Annotated in this window: 15 protein-coding genes; 7 read left to right on the forward strand and 8 right to left on the reverse strand. The window is 52.4% G+C overall.

Annotation, left to right across the window (positions count from 1 at the left end; genetic code table 11):
* Positions 1-292 precede the first annotated feature (292 nt).
* A complete protein-coding gene (locus FD37_RS04280; RefSeq protein WP_056963683.1) occupies positions 293-670 on the reverse strand; it encodes a hypothetical protein in 378 nt (125 codons plus the stop codon).
* A 159-nt stretch (positions 671-829) separates the two neighbouring features.
* Here FD37_RS04280 and FD37_RS04285 point away from each other — a divergent pair, with 159 nt between their 5' ends.
* The gene (locus FD37_RS04285; protein ID WP_056963685.1) at positions 830-1,516 is read left to right on the forward strand and encodes an outer membrane protein assembly factor BamD; all 687 of its coding nucleotides are present in this window, start codon (positions 830-832) and stop codon (positions 1,514-1,516) included.
* 188 nt (positions 1,517-1,704) lie between these two features.
* Here FD37_RS04285 and FD37_RS04290 read toward each other — a convergent pair whose 3' ends face one another.
* Positions 1,705-2,106: a hypothetical protein gene (locus FD37_RS04290; protein WP_056963687.1), complete on the reverse strand. Its 402-nt coding sequence runs from the start codon at positions 2,104-2,106 to the stop codon at positions 1,705-1,707.
* 290 nt (positions 2,107-2,396) lie between these two features.
* Between FD37_RS04290 and FD37_RS04295 the strand changes: the two genes are divergently transcribed.
* Positions 2,397-3,173 carry an IS256 family transposase gene (locus FD37_RS04295; RefSeq protein ID WP_056963689.1) on the forward strand — a complete coding sequence of 259 codons (777 nt, stop codon included), beginning with the start codon at positions 2,397-2,399 and terminating at the stop codon, positions 3,171-3,173.
* A 275-nt stretch (positions 3,174-3,448) separates the two neighbouring features.
* Positions 3,449-4,408 carry a DUF5655 domain-containing protein gene (locus tag FD37_RS04300; RefSeq protein ID WP_056963690.1) on the forward strand — a complete coding sequence of 320 codons (960 nt, stop codon included), beginning with the start codon at positions 3,449-3,451 and terminating at the stop codon, positions 4,406-4,408.
* A gap of 124 nt (positions 4,409-4,532) precedes the next feature.
* On the opposite strand, the gene FD37_RS04305 is transcribed toward FD37_RS04300, so the two are convergent.
* Positions 4,533-5,438, reverse strand: a complete 906-nt coding sequence (locus FD37_RS04305; RefSeq protein WP_082605118.1) for a DNA/RNA non-specific endonuclease — start codon at positions 5,436-5,438, stop codon at positions 4,533-4,535.
* 223 nt (positions 5,439-5,661) lie between these two features.
* Here FD37_RS04305 and FD37_RS04310 point away from each other — a divergent pair, with 223 nt between their 5' ends.
* On the forward strand, positions 5,662-6,639 hold the full coding sequence (locus FD37_RS04310; RefSeq protein ID WP_056963692.1) for a zinc-binding alcohol dehydrogenase family protein: 978 nt from the start codon (positions 5,662-5,664) through the stop codon (positions 6,637-6,639).
* Positions 6,640-6,922: 283 nt separating this feature from the next.
* The gene (locus tag FD37_RS04315) at positions 6,923-8,260 is read left to right on the forward strand and encodes an MFS transporter (RefSeq protein WP_056963694.1); all 1,338 of its coding nucleotides are present in this window, start codon (positions 6,923-6,925) and stop codon (positions 8,258-8,260) included.
* Positions 8,261-8,334: 74 nt separating this feature from the next.
* On the opposite strand, the gene FD37_RS04320 is transcribed toward FD37_RS04315, so the two are convergent.
* The gene (locus tag FD37_RS04320; RefSeq protein WP_056963696.1) at positions 8,335-9,213 is read right to left on the reverse strand and encodes a LysR family transcriptional regulator; all 879 of its coding nucleotides are present in this window, start codon (positions 9,211-9,213) and stop codon (positions 8,335-8,337) included.
* A gap of 145 nt (positions 9,214-9,358) precedes the next feature.
* Between FD37_RS04320 and FD37_RS04325 the strand changes: the two genes are divergently transcribed.
* Positions 9,359-10,219: an aldo/keto reductase gene (locus FD37_RS04325; protein ID WP_056963698.1), complete on the forward strand. Its 861-nt coding sequence runs from the start codon at positions 9,359-9,361 to the stop codon at positions 10,217-10,219.
* A gap of 68 nt (positions 10,220-10,287) precedes the next feature.
* Positions 10,288-10,929, forward strand: coding sequence for an NAD(P)H-binding protein (locus FD37_RS04330; RefSeq protein WP_056963699.1), 642 nt, complete (start codon positions 10,288-10,290; stop codon positions 10,927-10,929).
* 192 nt (positions 10,930-11,121) lie between these two features.
* Here the strand turns inward: FD37_RS04330 and FD37_RS04335 are convergent, their stop codons facing one another.
* The 4 genes from FD37_RS04335 to FD37_RS04350 all read right to left on the reverse strand — a co-directional run bounded on the left by FD37_RS04335 (position 11,122) and on the right by FD37_RS04350 (position 16,527).
* The gene (locus FD37_RS04335) at positions 11,122-13,749 is read right to left on the reverse strand and encodes a BspA family leucine-rich repeat surface protein (protein ID WP_056963701.1); all 2,628 of its coding nucleotides are present in this window, start codon (positions 13,747-13,749) and stop codon (positions 11,122-11,124) included.
* Between the two features lie 334 nt (positions 13,750-14,083).
* Positions 14,084-14,479 carry a hypothetical protein gene (locus FD37_RS04340; protein WP_056963703.1) on the reverse strand — a complete coding sequence of 132 codons (396 nt, stop codon included), beginning with the start codon at positions 14,477-14,479 and terminating at the stop codon, positions 14,084-14,086.
* 48 nt (positions 14,480-14,527) lie between these two features.
* A complete protein-coding gene (locus FD37_RS04345) occupies positions 14,528-14,998 on the reverse strand; it encodes a hypothetical protein (RefSeq protein WP_147007740.1) in 471 nt (156 codons plus the stop codon).
* 194 nt (positions 14,999-15,192) lie between these two features.
* Positions 15,193-16,527, reverse strand: a complete 1,335-nt coding sequence (locus FD37_RS04350; protein WP_056963707.1) for an MFS transporter — start codon at positions 16,525-16,527, stop codon at positions 15,193-15,195.
* Positions 16,528-16,571 lie beyond the last annotated feature (44 nt).

Below are 16,571 nucleotides of genomic sequence, written 5' to 3' on the forward strand. Positions count from 1 at the left end.
GATAACAGTATACGAAATCACGGCGACACAATCTGTCGTTTGCCGGGAAAGGGGAAACTTTTATAGAAAAATGATTGTGATCCGGTACCAGGTCGGGTAGTGTTTTAGCAATAAGACTGGTTCAGCTTATGTGAAACGATTCTTAAAGATAAAGCGAACATGGCTGGAACTGTGGCTAACTTCTTGAATAGTTATAATTGCCAGTTATCCGATAATCATAGATGAATCTGATTGGCATCAGGTATTATAGGTGTTACGGTCGCCACATCATAAATAATGCGAAGGTTATCTTTTACTTTCTGTAGAACGCCGTACTGTAGGTAGATAGCTTGATGTGATTGTGGTTAATTACTTTGAATTTCATTGTGTCGTACTGGAATCGGTAAGTGTATTCATAACCACGCACTTTGTATGAGTTATGGCTCACCCTTTTGTAAGTCACGTCCTTTAAATAATATGGCCCAGCAGAAAAATAATATACGCGTGATTTAGTGATATGTAACCTAGCCGCGTCGGATGGAAGTCCTTTGACACGCCATTTGCCACGAAGCGCTTTCGGTGTGCCCTTATGCCAAGTTGCAGCTTGTGCAATTTGGTTGGATGCCGGGGTGGCTAACGTCAATCCCAATGTTGCAACAGTGATCAAAACGGTTGTCTTTAGTTTATTCATGGGTAATACCTCCTCACAGAGTTTAGTATACACATCATTAATGGTATTTCAATAATTGGACGAGAGTCGGCTTGTAAGAAGGGTGCGACTCTTTTTTAGGATTTGAAGTATACTTAGTAATATAATACGTAAAACGGTTACATTTCTGGAGGATTACTAATGGGAAAAGGTACAAAGATAGTGGCAGTACTATGTTTAGTGGGCTTGACTTCAGTCACATTAGCAGGGTGTAGTGAATCGAAGCCTGCTAAAACGGAGAGCACTTCATCTTCAAAGGTAGGTTCAGCTAAGCCGTATTATCAAAAGATGCTGGAAAAGGGCTTAGATGCCGTTGCCACTGATGATACTAACAAAGCGCAATCGTATTTTGAAAATGCTGTTGATGCGAATGGAAAATCGCAAAGGGCTAAGACGTATTTAGCTCAAGTGAAGGCCCTTAACCAGGCTACCACCGCTTATAAGGACGGAGATTATACAACGGCAAAGGCTGAATTAGAGAAAGCTCCTAAAAATAAGGATGCCTCGTCAGCACTAACGACTAAATTGCAACAACTTTCTGACAAAATCGGTAAGGCTGAATCAGTAGCATCGAGTTCACAGGATGTGTCGTCGGAGTCATCAAGTCAGGTTTCCAGCTCCTCAAATACTAAAACGACCGCGGCTGATCATAAACAGGCCAATGCGATTAGAAATATTTTGGCTTTAAATCAAGATCTCTCATCTTCCGTTTTGAAGAGTATTCCAGATTCTGTGATTATTGCGGCCGCTCAACCAAGCATGGCGACTAATGCGGACATTGCGCGAGCAGCAGAAACTTTAGTGAAGCAGTATCCGGAACTGAAGTAATTAAACGAGGACTGAAATTTGAATATAATTCAGAGCAAGTAAAAATACGTGATTCCTTAGTCAAGTAGGATCTTGGGGGTTGCTTGATGAGATTCAATAAAATCGTCTAGGAATTGTTGTGAAAGGTTACGTAAAAACGGACTGCTATTTAGAAGGCAGTCCGTTTCTTTATTACTACAAAGTAGTAATTATTTTCGGTATTGGATACTACCGCTTTCGCCTAGGGCGTGAATAGTCAGATACCAATGCTTCTGTTTATCACGATAGAATTTATTCTTAAAGTGTTTTAATTTTAAATCATAAACGGGCATGTTATCAGAGTAAACCCGAATATGCTTGCTAGAATAAATTCGTGAAAATCCAACGCCAGCGTATACATTCCGTTGCTCAAGGTATCCTGCGGACAAACTATGCTTTTTGAATGTTATCCAATCACCATCCCACCCATGCCACGTATGACGATAGGCCTTGGGTACATAGTGGACAACATGTGACGCAGATGCCTCCGGAATATTTACTGTCGATAAGATACCAATGCCTAAAAATAGACTTGTTATACCTAAAAAGATGGCTAGTCTTAATTTTTTCATGATTGTATCCCCCTGTAGAAAATTATTGCAATGAATGGGAAGCTGGACAATTAGTGAGAACCCAATGAATCTATGTAAATTTAATGAAGGATGAAAGCTTATACCATTTAGTATACATGGCATTAATGACATTTCAAGCGGGTAGTAAATTGAAAGTTCTACCACTTCCTAGTGTTTGGGGAGCGTAAAATATTTTGTGTAAACGCTGATTCACATATGTATTAGAAAAGGGAACGTCTTCCCTGTATGATTAAAGCACCACACCACAATCACAAAGGAGACGTTCCCATATGAATGAGCTTAGCACAGAAATCATGGCAGCACTAGCCAAAAAAGAAGATGTTGGTGAAATTATTCGTCAAGCCGTTGAGCAGGCCGTCAACGGCCTGCTTAAAAATGAACTGACAGTCTTCCTAGGTTATCAGGCCTATCAACGGCCTGACCAAACTAACAACTATCGGAATGGTTCGTATGAACGGCAATTAACGACGAAATACGGTGACATCACGGTGCAGGTCCCTCGGGACCGCACCGGAGAATTTAAACAACAAACGATTGATCGTTATCAACGCCGAACTGATAGTTTAGAAGATATGGTGATTCACCTTTATCGCCGGGGAATCACCACCAAAGAAATCGCCGAACTGATGGAGAAAATGTATGGCAGTTATTACACGCCAGCGACCATGTCCAACATCACTCAAAACATCGCCGAACAGGTCGAACGCTTCCATCCATTAGCGGCCGCCAAAGAAGCCTTAACGGCATTTATCGCAGTGTGGGGAAAGAAATATCCTAGCCTCAAAAACCTAGCCCAGCAGGAGCATCTGTTTACCTACTACGCCTTCCCCAAAGCTATTCGCGGCAGTATTTACTCGACTAACCTGATTGAATCCTTTAACAAGGGATTTAAGTCCAATATTCGGAAGAAACAACAATTCCCGAATGAAGATTCTCTGTCCCGATTCACGGTTACCCGATGTCTCGACTATAACGACCGCAATGCTGGTCGGACCCACCGTGGCTTTGCCAGTTGCCAAGATACTTTAGACTCAATGTTCGATTAAACTTCTAAAAGATCAATCATACAAAGACGAGTTTACACAAGATTCTTGACGCACCCGTCTATCTTACCGAATAGGCGGACCGGGATGAATGATGATTGATGCCATCATCATAACATTTTGTGCCAATCAGGGGGTCATTGATGCAAGGGGAGCTTTTGGGGAAAGTGGTGTAAACTGGTTAAAAGAGAGGATGACCGGTCGAGTAAGACCGTGTCAGGTGTCCTTTATTAAAATCAGGTAATTGGGGAAGTATCAGCAATGGAAGTGAGGATACCGTGAAACTTTATCAGTTGAAGATGAATGAAGCAGGACAAAAAGTTGGTTTAAATGAAATGACGGCCGTTGGGTTTAACAAGGAAAGGCAGTTACAGAACATCATAGAAGCAAATCTTGCATTAACGATGGATATTGACTTTATAGCTTCCGAATTTACAGTTGGGAAGTACCGGATGGATACCATTGGGTATGATAGGGATATGCGGGCGTTCGTCATTATTGAGTATAAAAGAACCCAGCGATACAGCGTTATTGATCAGGGGACGGCTTACCTAAATACGCTTATTAATCATAAGGCAGATTTTGTGTTGGCCTATAATGAAAAATTCAATGAGCGGCGACGGACGAATGATTTTGATTGGACACAAACCCGGGTTGCTTTTATTGCCCAGAAATTTGATGAGTATCAACGAGATGCTGCAAGTAACCCAGACCTGCCCATTGAGTTGTATACGGCGGATTGCTTTGCCAATGGCGTAGTGAGTTTAAATAAGCTAGAGAAGACGAACAATGTGCCACGCAATGCCAATAACGTTGGAAATGACAACATGGAATTGTCTAAAAATGATGCCGTTAAAGTGAAAGACATTAAAGAGCTTACGCCAATTAAGGAAAGTGATTTGGTTGGTAAGGGGTCTGATAGTGTTCAGGAGTTATATGAAAAAATAAAGGAAACATTATTGGACTGGGATGCTAACTTCGAAATCAAAGCAACCAAAGTGTATATTGGATTTCGGTTAAATCGCCATAACGTCGTGGACTTATTACCTCAAAAAAGGAAACTTAAAATCTGGATTAATTTAGATAAAGGGGAGTTGGATGATCCGGAAGGCTTATTTAGAGATGTCAGTGATACGGGGCATTGGGGTAACGGGGCGTATGAGCTATCCATTGTAAATGATGAGCGTTTGGAATACATCATGAGCCTAATCAAGCAGTCATGGAGAAAGCGAAAGTAATTGTGTGAAGACCGCTTACCTTTCTAGAGTGACTATCATAAAAAAGCGTCTGAATTGCGTACGATTGTGTACGGAATCCAGACGCTTTTTAAAAAGGCTATTCAGACGTAATGCGTGAATGAGCTTACGCCGCGACCTTGCTATACCCCGTCGCGTAGTCCAGCCGCATGCCGCTCTGGGTGTTCGGTAGGTAAACGTTGTAGCGAATTTTGTTCGAACCCACCGACTGCATCTGCATCTTCACGCCGCGGGCCAACAGCTCGTGGCCCTTGAAGACGGGCGTTACCCGGTAACGAACGTAGTGCTTCGGACTGGCCTTTAGGTAGGCCGCCACGCGGTTCTCGTAGGTGGTCATCCCCGGGTCGTTGAGCTGACGCGTCCCGGTGATCAGGTTCTTCAGATTGTTGTTCTGCCCGGTCAGCTGGTAACCGATCAGGTGGCAGCGGTTATACAACCAGCCGGTCTTGATCTTCTTGTTGTGCCAGGCGGTCGGGTTGACGTAGAGCGCCTCCCGTTGGCCCTTGGGCATCAGCTTGCGGTTCAGCAGGGCGTTGGCCACCGTGGCCCGGTTATAACCGTCCAGGTTGCCGTAGCGTTGCCAGGCGCCGTGCTTGGTCGACAGGGTCGCCTTGCTGAAGCCGGGGTTGTTGTGGTTCACGACCCGGACCCGGTAGGTCGGCGTCTGCTTGGTCGTGGCGCGTGGCCGGGTGACCCGCTTGACCGTGCGGCGCTTGACCCGTTTGACGGTCCGCCGTTTCGGTGTCCGGCGTTTAGCCGGGGCCTTTTCGGTCGCCGACAGCGTCAGGCCGCGCCGCTTGGCCTCGGCCAGCGAGACCGCGTAGACCTTCTTGGCCCGATTCAGCCCGCGGTCGTGCCGTTGATAAAAGTAGTGCTTCCCCGTGCGGGTGACGTAGACCGTGGTGGCGTGGGCCACGGTGGTCGGCGTCAGCGTGGTCGTGGTGACCAGGCCGCCCCAAAAGAGCGCCAGGATGACCAGCCACTTCACCCCAAAAGTTGTGTGCGTATGCATCATGTTTCCTCCTCTAAAAGTGCTTCGTTTCACTTGATTAGTTTATAGCAAAAATTATGCAAACGCCACCGCAATTGGGGAAAGGTGGGGTGATGAACCGGGGAAAGATGGGATGGACAAACGACCACCAGACGCGGGGACTGCGAGGGTGAATCGTTGCGCCCCCGCGCGTAAAGGCGCATGCTGGAAGCAATTAACCACAGTCGAGAAAGGATGAGCGTTCATGCAAGCCTACGTTGTTAACCATGCCGGGGGTCCGGAAGTCCTGCAACTGACCACGGTCCCCACGCCACCGGTCAAGCCCGGTTGGACCCGGGTCAAGGTCCTGGGATTTGGCGTGAATCATTCGGAGATTTTCACCCGGGAGGGCCAGTCGCCCAGCGTGCAGTTCCCCCGGATCCTGGGGATCGAGGTCGTGGGCCTCGTCGACGAGACCAGCGACCCGACGGCCTTTGCCCCCGGTCAGCGGGTGGTCTCCATCATGGGGGAGATGGGCCGCGCCTACGACGGGAGCTACGCGGAGTACGTGCTGCTGCCCAATGACCAGCTCTACACCGTGCAGACCACGTTACCGCTCGCCGACCTGGTGGCCACGCCGGAAACCTATTACACGGCCTACGGGATCTTCAAGAGCCTGCACCTCCAGGCAACCGACCGGGTATTGATCCGGGCCGCGACGAGTGGGGTCGGCTTGGCGGACCTGCGCCTGATCAAGGCCTTTAACCCGCAAATTCACGTCACCGGGACCAGCCGGCGTGCGGCTAAGCGGCAACAGTTACTGGATGCCGGCTTCGACGCCGTGATCGTGGCCCCCGACAGCGCACAGTTGCCGGCCGGGACCGCGCACTTCGACAAGATCATCGATTTGATTGGACCGTTAAGCGTCAAGGACTCGTTGCGCCACCTGAACGAAAACGGCATCGTGAACGCTACGGGTGAATTGGGGGGCGTCTGGACCGTGCTCGACCTGGACCCCATCATGGACATTCCCAACAACGCCTACCTCACGGGTTTTTCGTCCGGGGACGTGTCGCAGGCCCTGTTGCAGGAGCTGTTCGACTTCATCGCCCGTTACCGGGTACCCGTGGCCCCGACCAAGGTCTTCTCGTTCGACCAGGTTCCCGCCGCGCACGCCTACCTCCAGTCGGCCGGGAGCTTCGGCAAGGTCATCGTTTTGTTGGATGGGGCACGTCAAGAATAAGTGGCATTAGGATTGGAAACGGTGTCCTACCCGCTGAGGGATCAGCGGTTGGGACGCCATTTTTAATGACCAGCGTTGAATTGAATCAGGATTGACGGTTGCTTCGAGTGGGCTCGTCCCATTCAAAACGACTACGTAACTGCCGTAGATGGACCGCCGCGGTGCTCTTCCGGCCCACCACTATGCGTTTGTCGAATAGTAGCATTCTCTATCGGTAATTTTCTTCGGGACCGTTTCCCCCTACACTAGGCAACGTTAGCTTAAACGTGGGAGGAAATATAAAATGAAAAAACAACGCTTTGGCATCGTGTTGCCAATCGTCTTAATCAGCTACTTCATGATCCTTTTAGATAATTCGGTGGTCTTCACCAGTACCGTGAAAATTAGTCACGACCTCCAAATGGGACCGCAAGCGTTGGCGTGGGTGTCGACTGCCTACGTGTTGACGTTTGGTGGCCTCCAACTCTTGGGCGGCCGCTTGGGTGATATCTTCGGTCGCCGGCGGCTTTTCCTGATGGGGTTAGGTCTGTTCACGGTGTCCTCACTAGCCGTGGGGTTTTCGGTCAACGGCCCCATGATCATTGCCATGCGCGCCATTCAGGGGATTGAATCCGCCGTGCTGGCGCCCACCACGTTAGCGTTGCTGTTGGATAACTATCAGGGCAAGATGTTGCAGCAGGGGTTTAACTATTACGGCATGACCGCCGGTTTAGGCTCAAGCCTGGGTTTGTTGATTGGGGGGCTGATCGCCAGCCTCACCTCGTGGCGCGTGGGCTTTTTGATTAACGTTCCCGTGGGCGTCATCTTGTTTGGATTGACGTTACGTTATGTGAAACCGGGACCAGCAACGCACCACGAAGCGCTCGACATTCCGGGGGCGCTGTTCTCCGTTTTAGGTATCGCGGGCATCATCTACAGTATCAATGGTGAGACGTATCGTTTGGTCGCGTTGATCCTGGGAATTTTCTTTTTAGTGCTGTTCATCTTACAGGAACGGCGGGCCGCGGGGCCAATTATGCCGCTACAACTCTTCCGAGATCCAACCCGGGTGGGGGCCTACATGACTCGTTTCTTCATCATCGGGATGTGCTTTTCGTTCTTATATCTGGCACCACAGTTGATGCAAAATCTGTACCATTACACGCCGTTACAGGCGTCTATCGCCACGTTATTGATGTCGGTGCCGCAGTTTATCTTTGCGACCCAGGTCGGGCGGCTTAGTAAACATCTATCGGCGGCTAAAATCGTCGTCCTAGCCGCTGCCATTTCCGTGGTGGCGATGGTGTGGATCGCCTTAGTGGGCGTCCAACGGGGCTTCTGGTTATCGCTGGCGGCTCCCCTAGTCTTAGTCGGTATCGGCCAAGCCTTCGCCATGAGCCCGTTGACCACATTGGGTGTGGCGCACGCGACCCCCGATATTGCCGGGGCCGCTTCGGGGGTCATTAACACCTTCCACCAGACCGGCCAATCAATTGGGTTAGCCGTGGTCGTGGCATTGACCGCCAACATTGGGGCCTTTGCCCCGGCGTTTAACACCGCCGCCGTTGTGCTTGCGGGTTACGCCGTGGTGGCCCTGGTCGCCATGTTAAACGTGGTGCGATTAGAACGTCGCGCCCATTAACCTAAAATTCCATGATTAAACCCAGCCAGGATTGCTCGTCAATTGAGCAGTCCCGGCTGGGTTTTTGACTGGCGTTAAGCGGGCCAGAGTTGGCTGATTTTTTGCAGGAGGGGGCGTATCGTCTGGCGGTCGCGCTTGAGGTAAGTTCCGTAGAATTCCAGCTGGTTGTGGAGATCCTCAATCGGAACCCGGTTGCGGGTGTCGTTGTCAAACCGGGCCGCAGTAGCCGAGGTGGCCTGCGTGAGGTTGGAGAAAAAGAACGGAAAGTTGGAGTAACGACTAATCTGGCTCATGGCGCCCAGATCGGCCTGGTAGAGGAATGCGGCGTCGGGGATGTTATCTTCAACGATTTTCTTCCAGGGGCCGATATCCTGAACGACCAGAAAACTCATCCCGGTCAAGTCGTTAAAGGTCACCGCTTGGCGCTGGGCCAAGGGATTGAACTTGTCGATGCCCAGGCCGATCGACTCCGTTCCCAGGTAGAGCGACTCAATCTCGTCGGTCATGATTTCCGTGTTGGTGAATACCAACCGGGCCTTGAAGGTTTGGAGGGCGGGGATGACTTGATCAGCGGTCATGCTGGTGTGGCTGAGGGTCAGTTGTCCCGGTAATTGGGAGTGGATTTCGTCGACGAAGCGGATGGGGCCGGGGGCGACTGAGGCCACGGTCATCTCGTGTTGGGCGTTGTCATAGTTGTGGACGGTTTCCGCGAAACGGTCGCTGGCCGCCAGTAATTTTTGGGCCTCGGTCGCCGCTAACGCCCCCGTATCGGTTAACGTGATGTGGTTGCTGACGCGGCGGTCGAACAGGGTGACGCCCAGGTCAGCTTCCAGCCGCCGCATCCCGCGGGTCACGGATGGCTGCGTAATCATCAGGTGTTCGGCAGTGGCGCTGAGGGTCCCGTATTGTTGAAAGGCGACTAATTCCGCCAATAGCTCTAAGTTGAGAACCAACTTAATTCCTCCTTCGTTCACTATGCGTTACCTGTATAGTAGCATACCCAAGCGGTAATTTTCATTCTGAGGGTGCGGCCCTATACTAATAAGCGTTGAGAGATTGATAACTTAAATCATAAAAAACTAAAGGAGATTATCACTTATGCAATACGTTACGTTAAACGATGGTCACAAGATGCCCCAACTTGGATTCGGGGTCTTCCAAGTTCCCGATTTAAGCCAGGCCGAACAGGCGGTCAGTGATGCCCTGGACACCGGGTACCGCTTGATCGATACCGCGGCGGCTTACGGGAATGAAGAAGCGGTCGGTGCCGCGATTCAGAAGAGCTCGGTGGACCGGTCGGACATCTTCGTGACGTCCAAGCTGTGGGTCGACCACTTTACCTACGAAAAGGCGACGCAGGGCATCGATGAGTCCTTGACCAAGTTGGGCCTGGATTACCTGGACCTTTACCTCTTGCACCAACCGTATGGTGATGTTGCCGGTGCTTGGCGGGCCTTAGTTGACGCGCAAAAGGCCGGCAAGATCAAGTCCATCGGGGTCTCGAACTTTGCGCCCGACCAGTTGATGAACCTGGAACTGATGTCTGACGTGAAGCCAGCCTTGAACCAGATTGAAGTTTCCCCGTGGTTCCAAGAACCCGCTGCCGTGGACTTCGCCAAGCGCCAGGACATCCAGGTCGAAGCCTGGGCACCGTTTGCTGAAGGGCAACACCACATCTTCACCAACGAAACGATCGCGAACATCGGGAAAAAGTACGGCAAGGCCAATGGTCAAGTCATCCTGCGCTGGTTACTCCAACGGGGCATCGTGGTCATTCCTAAGTCCGTTCACAAGGAACGGATGGCCGAAAACTTCAACGTCTTTGACTTTGAATTGAGCGATGCTGACATGCAGGTCTTGAACGGTCTCGACAAGAACGAAAGTCAGTTCTTTGACCACCGTGACCCCGCCGCCATCGAAAGCATCTTCGGTCAAAGCCTGAAGGCCCTGCGCGATTAGTCGTTAGGCGTCAACGCACAATGAAGCAGAATAGATAACTTAAAATTTGAAAGGATTGATTTTAGAGTATGACAAAATACACCGTTTTAGCAGCCACTGGCCAAATTGGCCAATTAACCGTTCAAGACTTATTAGACCACAGCGATGCCGACCTAGTCTTATTCGGCCGGAACGCTAGCCAGCGCCTCAGCCGGTTCGCCGGTGACCGCGTCAGCTTTGTCGATGGTGACCTCAAGGACCCCGCGGCGTTGAAGCAGGCCTTTACCGGGACCAACGCCGTCTTCCTGGCTTACGTTGCTACGCCAGACATCATGGTGCCCCTGATCAAGGCGTTGGACGACGCCGGCGTGAAGCGCTTCGTCACGATGTCCGTTCCGGACGTGTACCAAGAAGTGGCGGGGCCCTTCCAAGCTTGGTACCGCGAACACACCGGCCTGGTTTGGCAGACCAACTATGTGGACACGGTCGATGCCGTCGAAAATTCGGACCTCGACTACGTCATCTTACGGACGACCTGGTTGTATAACGACGCGTCCAAGACGGCCGTTGACGTGACCAAGAAGGGCGAACCCTTCAAGGACGCCCAGATTAGCCGGGAGGCGGTCGCGACCTTTGCCAGTGACTTACTGACGGGGAAGCAGGACTACCACAAGGAAAGCCTGGGAATCGGCGAACCGAATACCGAATGGACCAAGCCCAGCTTCTACTAAACGAATCGTCTAGCCACGAACCAGGTCCCGCACGACGAACTGTCGAACGGGGCCTGGTTTTTGACGTGCGGCGGATGTTTCGCGTGAAACCCGGGTAACCGGTGTGTCGTTGGTCATTGTAGAGGGTAGAAAATCGCCCCAGTCACTGTCATTCAACAGCGGCTGGGACGACTTTTTTCATGTGTCAGGGCGTTACTGGGCTAAGACCTGGGCCTTATTCCCGGTGATGTAGGTCCCGTTGGTCAGCATGAACCGGGTGGTCAGGTGGTAGGTCACGACTTTCTTGACCCGCAGGACCCGGCCGCGCTTAAAGTGCTTGACCCGGTGCTTGAGGGCCACTTCGCGGTAGGCGTTGGTCCCGGTCAGGAGCTTGACGCGCTTGGGCGCGTGCTGGTAGTAGGTCTTGACCGTAAACGCGGCTTGGGCGGTCACGTAGCCGGTCTGACCGGTGCGCTGGGTGTTCGGCGTTACGTCCCGTACCAGGTAGCGCAGGTGGCCGGCGCGCGACTTGGCCACGCCGGTGATGAGAAACTGGGGCCGCTTGGTCCGGGGCTGCTTCGCGTAGTAGAACTTGCGCGTGTGCTTGCTGAAGTTCGGCGTCCGGTACAGGGCCAGCTTCTTGACGGCGGTGATGGCCTGGCCCTTCTTTAATGTGGGCGCGGGCGTGGTCGGCGTGGTGCTGGACGTGGTGGACGAACCGCTGTTGCTGGTGGCGCTACTGCTACTGTTACTGGTGTTCGTGTTCGAGTTGCCACTCGGCGTCGTTGGGGTCACCGGTGGGGTCGTGGTTTTGCGATAGACCAGGGTGATCGTTTGTGGCTTGGCGCTGTAGGTTCCCTTGAGCGCGCCCTGGCTGACCTTGACGAACTGGTAATCCCGAATCTTGGCGGGTTTGATCGTGTAGGAGCTGCCAACGTTGCCGGACAGCTCGCTGGTAGCGCGAAGCGACTTGCCCCGTTGGTCGACGTAATGGATCGTGACGGGTTGCCCCAGGGTGACCAAGGGTTCCCAGACGTAGGTCGTCACGGCAGCTGGCCGGGTGTCGCCGGCGTACAGCTTGACCAGGTCGTCGCTGGTGTAGGCCGTCTTGCCACCCGGCGCGGTCGTGGTGCCACCGGCGACCGCCCGCCACTTGCCCGTGTAGGTCGTCGAGGGGGTGATGGCCGGGAGCTCGGGTGAATGAACGGCCGCGGGGTCACCTTGGTAACCATCGTGGACGCTAGTAAGAAATTGCATGTTAGGTCCCAGCGTCAATTCGCTCAGTTGGTGATCGTTTTGGAAGAAGGCATCGGTGGTGGCGTCTTGGCCAAGGTACTCCACGGTGGACAATATGCGGGAGTCGAAGGGGGCGATATTCAGCTGTTTTAAAGCGGACATGTTGGCAAACATCTTGTTAAATGCGCCGCCACTAACCATTTCAGCGATGGGAACGATGCCGGTCGTGACAAAGTTTGAGAGGTCGAGGTGGGTCAGGCTAGCCGCACCGTTGAACATGTCACCGAAGTCGACGACCTGACCCGTGTTGAAGCCGGAAATGTCTAGGCTAGTAAGTTTAGAGGTACCAGCGAACATGCCGTTCATGGTGGTCACGTTGGCGGTGTTGAAGTGGCTGAGGTCGAGGGTGGTTAACGCTGCGGTGTCCTTAAACATGTTATGCATATCTGTGACGTTGGCGGTATCCCATTTTTGAACGTCAACTTCGGTTAAAGCAACGTCGCCATTGAATAGATCCCCCATATCGGTGACGTTTGCCGTGCTGAAGTCATTGCCGAGGGTCAGGGTCGTGAGCGCCGGATCATCGTTAAACATGCCAGAAATCGTCTTTAACTTTGGGGTTTTAAAATGACTAAGATCGAGTTTAGTTAACGCATGATTCGCAGTAAACATGCCACCCATATCGGTGACGTTCTGGGTATCAAAATTGCTGAGATCCAGACTGGTGAGGGCGTAATCATTGTAAAACATGCTACTCATGTCAGTGACCTTGCCTGTCGTGAACTTGCCCCTCAAGTCAATCGTTTTCAAGGCCAAATCGTTACTGAACATACTCGCCATGGTCTTGACGTTTTGCGTGTCTAGTTGGCGAAGATCAAGGGTGGCTAATTGCGGGTCATCTTCAAACATAGAATTCATGTTGGTGACATTTTGTGTGTCGAAGTTCTGACCGAAGTTGAGCGTTGTCAGCTGACTGTCAGAGGAAAACATATAATCCATGTCGGTGACGTTCTGTGTCTGAAAGCTGCTGAGGTCCAGTGAGGCGAGTTCGTAGTCTGCAAAGAACATGTTAGTCATTTGGGTCACGTTGCGGGTATCCAAGTGACTCAGGTCCAGATGGGTGAGGGCCTGATCGTTATCGAACATTGAGCGCATGTCCGTGGCGGCGGATGTATCTAACTGGTCCAAGCCGTCAATGGTTTTAGTCCCCAAGAAGGCATAAAAAAGTTTGGCCGCACTGGTCCCGGTCTTGATAGGCCCCTTTAAAATGAGCTTCGTGATGTTCTCGGGCTGAATCGTCTCGGACCAAGAAACATCGCTGCCGTCCGGTCTTTGAATCGCGCGAATATCGTTTACGATGGGACTGGAATCATCATCGAATGAACCGTTGGGCAGGGTCCCCCCGCTGAGGGTCAACGTGGTGTCGTTATCGTTCAGTTCCCAGTGACACCCCTGCCCGATGGTGCCCGACTTTGGGACGGTCCCCTCGGCGTGGGCAATGGTGGGTGCGCTGGCGAATGGCGCGGTGGACGTTCCCACCCCCGCCGGAATCAGGAATCCCAGCGCGAGGGTGGCGACGAAGAGCGTCGATTTCATATGTAGCATGGTTATAAGCCTCCTAAACCTGTAGCACAACCTCAAAATAATTGTGTTACAAAATGTGAACCTAATCATTATTAGTTTAGGCGCATTCAATATATTTATCATCAATTAACATAATATATCATTCATCCCAGGATTAGTCGGTGCGGAGCCAGGTCTGATTCAGCGGCGAACCGGTGACGATGGATGCTGGTCACCAGAAGACCGCAAAACGGCGCCCCACGCAGTTTTAGTACGTGAGACGCCGCTTCATGATGATTCATTGAGCCTAGCTGAGCACGGTATACGCAATAACCGCCTGGGATGGCGGTTGTTGCTTAAAGATCACGGATGACGATCAGCGCCGGTTAAAGTCCAACCAAGAATCGTTCGGGTAAATGCCCTTGAACTGGAAAGACTGGGGCTTCTGGCGACGAATGTTGAGGGTGTCGGTCATTTTTTGGTGGGAGTATTCGTAACCGCGAATCTGGTACGTATGTGGCTTAACCTGGCGATAACGAACATTTTTCAGGTAGTAGAGTGGGCCGAAGGAGTAAAAGTAGAACCGCGTTTTGGTGACCTTTAAATGAACAAAGGCGGTCGTGACGCTACCGAGGCGCCACTTGCCCTGCAGGGCTTTGGGCGTCCCGCGGTGCCAGGTCGCCGCCTGGGCGACGGGCGCGGTCGTTGTCGGTAGAACCGTTAAGCTAAGCGCGGTGATTAGGAGGGTACTAAGGGTTTTGAAATGAGTCATGAGACATCTCCAATTTCGCTGAGTTATTTTTCAAGTAGTCGTGGTTTACTAAATATGACGTAACGTACTGAGTGGTGCCATGTACTGGTGCTTGCCGGGATTGAAGTGGGTGTAGGCCCACGGCTTGGAAACATCCTGTTTTAGTTCCGCGATGATGGGATGGGTCTGACCCTTGATGGTCATTTTAGTGGGGACCCATGCGGCGATGTCGAAGGGATTCTCTTTGTCCGCAAAATCATAGGTCGCCCATTTTCCGGGATAACGGTATTTCATTAAGGTTCCCTTGACGGTCTTCTTTTTGGACTTCAGGACCACCTTTAGCTGGTGTTTGGTAATCACCATTTTATGGAGACCGATCTTCTTACCATAGTAGTGGTACCAGGTGCCCCGCAGTTGCTTGGGAAAGGTCTTTAGCTTCGTTTGGCTGGCTTCCGCTGCCTGTGCGGGCGTGACCGTCGCCGTGACGCCGCCCACGGTGGTGATGAGTAACAGGGTACTCAATAGGACTTTTATTTTCATGATGGATGTAACCTCCTCGTCTGACTACCTGGCATTATACGCGGAGGGGATGACATAATATGGCGTTTCAGGGTTGAATAAGGGATTGATTAAAGGTCACAGCACGAAGGTTGGCTTAAAAGACCGCAAAGCGGCGTCTCACGCGGTCCGGTTCCGTGCGTGAGACGCCGCTTTTTACGATTCATAAGGGATTGCTAAACGTCGCGCTTGCCCGTTAACGCGAGGCCCGTCACGACGGCGACCATGACCAAAGCGATGATGAGGGCGATGCGAAATTCGCTGGCGATGGCCTGGGTGGGGACCAGCAGGGCGGAGACGTTGACCATCAACGCGAGGCCCAAGACCCCACCCAGTTGATGGCCCGCGTTCACCAATCCGGAGGCGACGCCGGACTGATCGGCGGCCACCTGATAGATTCCCATGTTCGTGAGGGGCGCGAGGGCTAACCCCTGACCGATCCCGATGATCATCATGGGGATGCCGACACTGGGCCAGTACGTCTGACCGAACGCCAGCAGGGACAGCGCGAAGCCGACAAATTCAATCGCGACGGCCACGACCAGCACCCGTTTATTTAACCAGCGGTCGATTAGTCGGGGAACAATCATCGCCCCCAGAAACATGGTGAGCGACAGCGGCAGGTAGGCCAAGCCCACCTTAAACGGCGAGTAGTGCCGCACCTGTTGGAGGTATTCGGCGATAAAGAACCAGTAGCCCATGACCGCCCCGTTCAGGAGAGCCCGACTCAGGTACCCGTTGGTGCGCGTCCAGCTATGGAAGATGATGAGCGGTAAGGTCGGGTGCGGGCTGCGTTTTTCGATGACCACGAAACCCGCCAGAATGACGAGGGCGGCCAGCAGAGTGACCACGGGTTGGGCCGCGCCGTTTAACGCGTAGACCAGTAAGCCACAGCCCAGGACCGAGGTCAGGGTGCCCCAGACGTCGAGTGGCTCGTGCGTCGTTGCCGGGTTCTCGTGGAGGGCCCACCAAGCCAGGCCCAACATCAGTAGGCACAGGGGCACGTTGAGGTAAAAGCCGATTCGCCAGGACAGGTAACTGGCCAGGACGCCCCCGACGACCAGACCGACGCTGGAGCCCAGACCGGCGACGGAGCTGTACCAGGCGATGGCCTTGACCAGGCTGGGACCCGTGAAGTAGTCGATCAGTAGCGCCATGCTGGTCGGTGCCAGCAGCGCCGAGCCGATTCCCTGCAGAAAGCGGGCGGCGATCATGATGAACCCGTTGGGGGCCAGTCCGGAGAGCAGGGATCCCAACATGAAGATGACCAGCGCGATGTCTAGGACCCGGCGCCGGCTGAAGGCATCGCTGAGCCGACCGCCGATGAGCAGGAAGCTCCCAAAGGCGAGACCGTAGGCGTTTTGGACCCACGGGAGGCTGACCGCCGTGAGATTCAGGTCCGCGGTGAGCTTGGCGAGGCTGGTGAGGACCAAGGAGTTCGAGAGGGCGGTTAAAAAGTAGCTGAGCATGGCAATGATCAAAACGACGCGTTGCCGGGATTGTGCTGACATAAAAAGATCCTTTCCGGAATATATTCCGCTTAGTATAATGCTAT

The organism is Levilactobacillus spicheri DSM 15429 (assembly GCF_001435095.1).
Taxonomy (GTDB): domain Bacteria; phylum Bacillota; class Bacilli; order Lactobacillales; family Lactobacillaceae; genus Levilactobacillus; species Levilactobacillus spicheri.

Coding starts and splice junctions, on each gene's coding strand:
- FD37_RS04345 (WP_147007740.1), bottom strand. CDS start 14,998: ATGAAAATAAAAGTCCTATTGAGTACCCTGTTACTCATCACCACCGTG.
- FD37_RS04290 (WP_056963687.1), bottom strand. CDS start 2,106: ATGAAAAAATTAAGACTAGCCATCTTTTTAGGTATAACAAGTCTATTT.
- FD37_RS04325 (WP_056963698.1), top strand. CDS start 9,359: ATGCAATACGTTACGTTAAACGATGGTCACAAGATGCCCCAACTTGGA.
- FD37_RS04305 (WP_082605118.1), bottom strand. CDS start 5,438: ATGCATACGCACACAACTTTTGGGGTGAAGTGGCTGGTCATCCTGGCG.
- FD37_RS04330 (WP_056963699.1), top strand. CDS start 10,288: ATGACAAAATACACCGTTTTAGCAGCCACTGGCCAAATTGGCCAATTA.
- FD37_RS04310 (WP_056963692.1), top strand. CDS start 5,662: ATGCAAGCCTACGTTGTTAACCATGCCGGGGGTCCGGAAGTCCTGCAA.
- FD37_RS04335 (WP_056963701.1), bottom strand. CDS start 13,749: ATGCTACATATGAAATCGACGCTCTTCGTCGCCACCCTCGCGCTGGGA.
- FD37_RS04280 (WP_056963683.1), bottom strand. CDS start 670: ATGAATAAACTAAAGACAACCGTTTTGATCACTGTTGCAACATTGGGA.
- FD37_RS04295 (WP_056963689.1), top strand. CDS start 2,397: ATGAATGAGCTTAGCACAGAAATCATGGCAGCACTAGCCAAAAAAGAA.
- FD37_RS04350 (WP_056963707.1), bottom strand. CDS start 16,527: ATGTCAGCACAATCCCGGCAACGCGTCGTTTTGATCATTGCCATGCTC.
- FD37_RS04315 (WP_056963694.1), top strand. CDS start 6,923: ATGAAAAAACAACGCTTTGGCATCGTGTTGCCAATCGTCTTAATCAGC.
- FD37_RS04285 (WP_056963685.1), top strand. CDS start 830: ATGGGAAAAGGTACAAAGATAGTGGCAGTACTATGTTTAGTGGGCTTG.
- FD37_RS04340 (WP_056963703.1), bottom strand. CDS start 14,479: ATGACTCATTTCAAAACCCTTAGTACCCTCCTAATCACCGCGCTTAGC.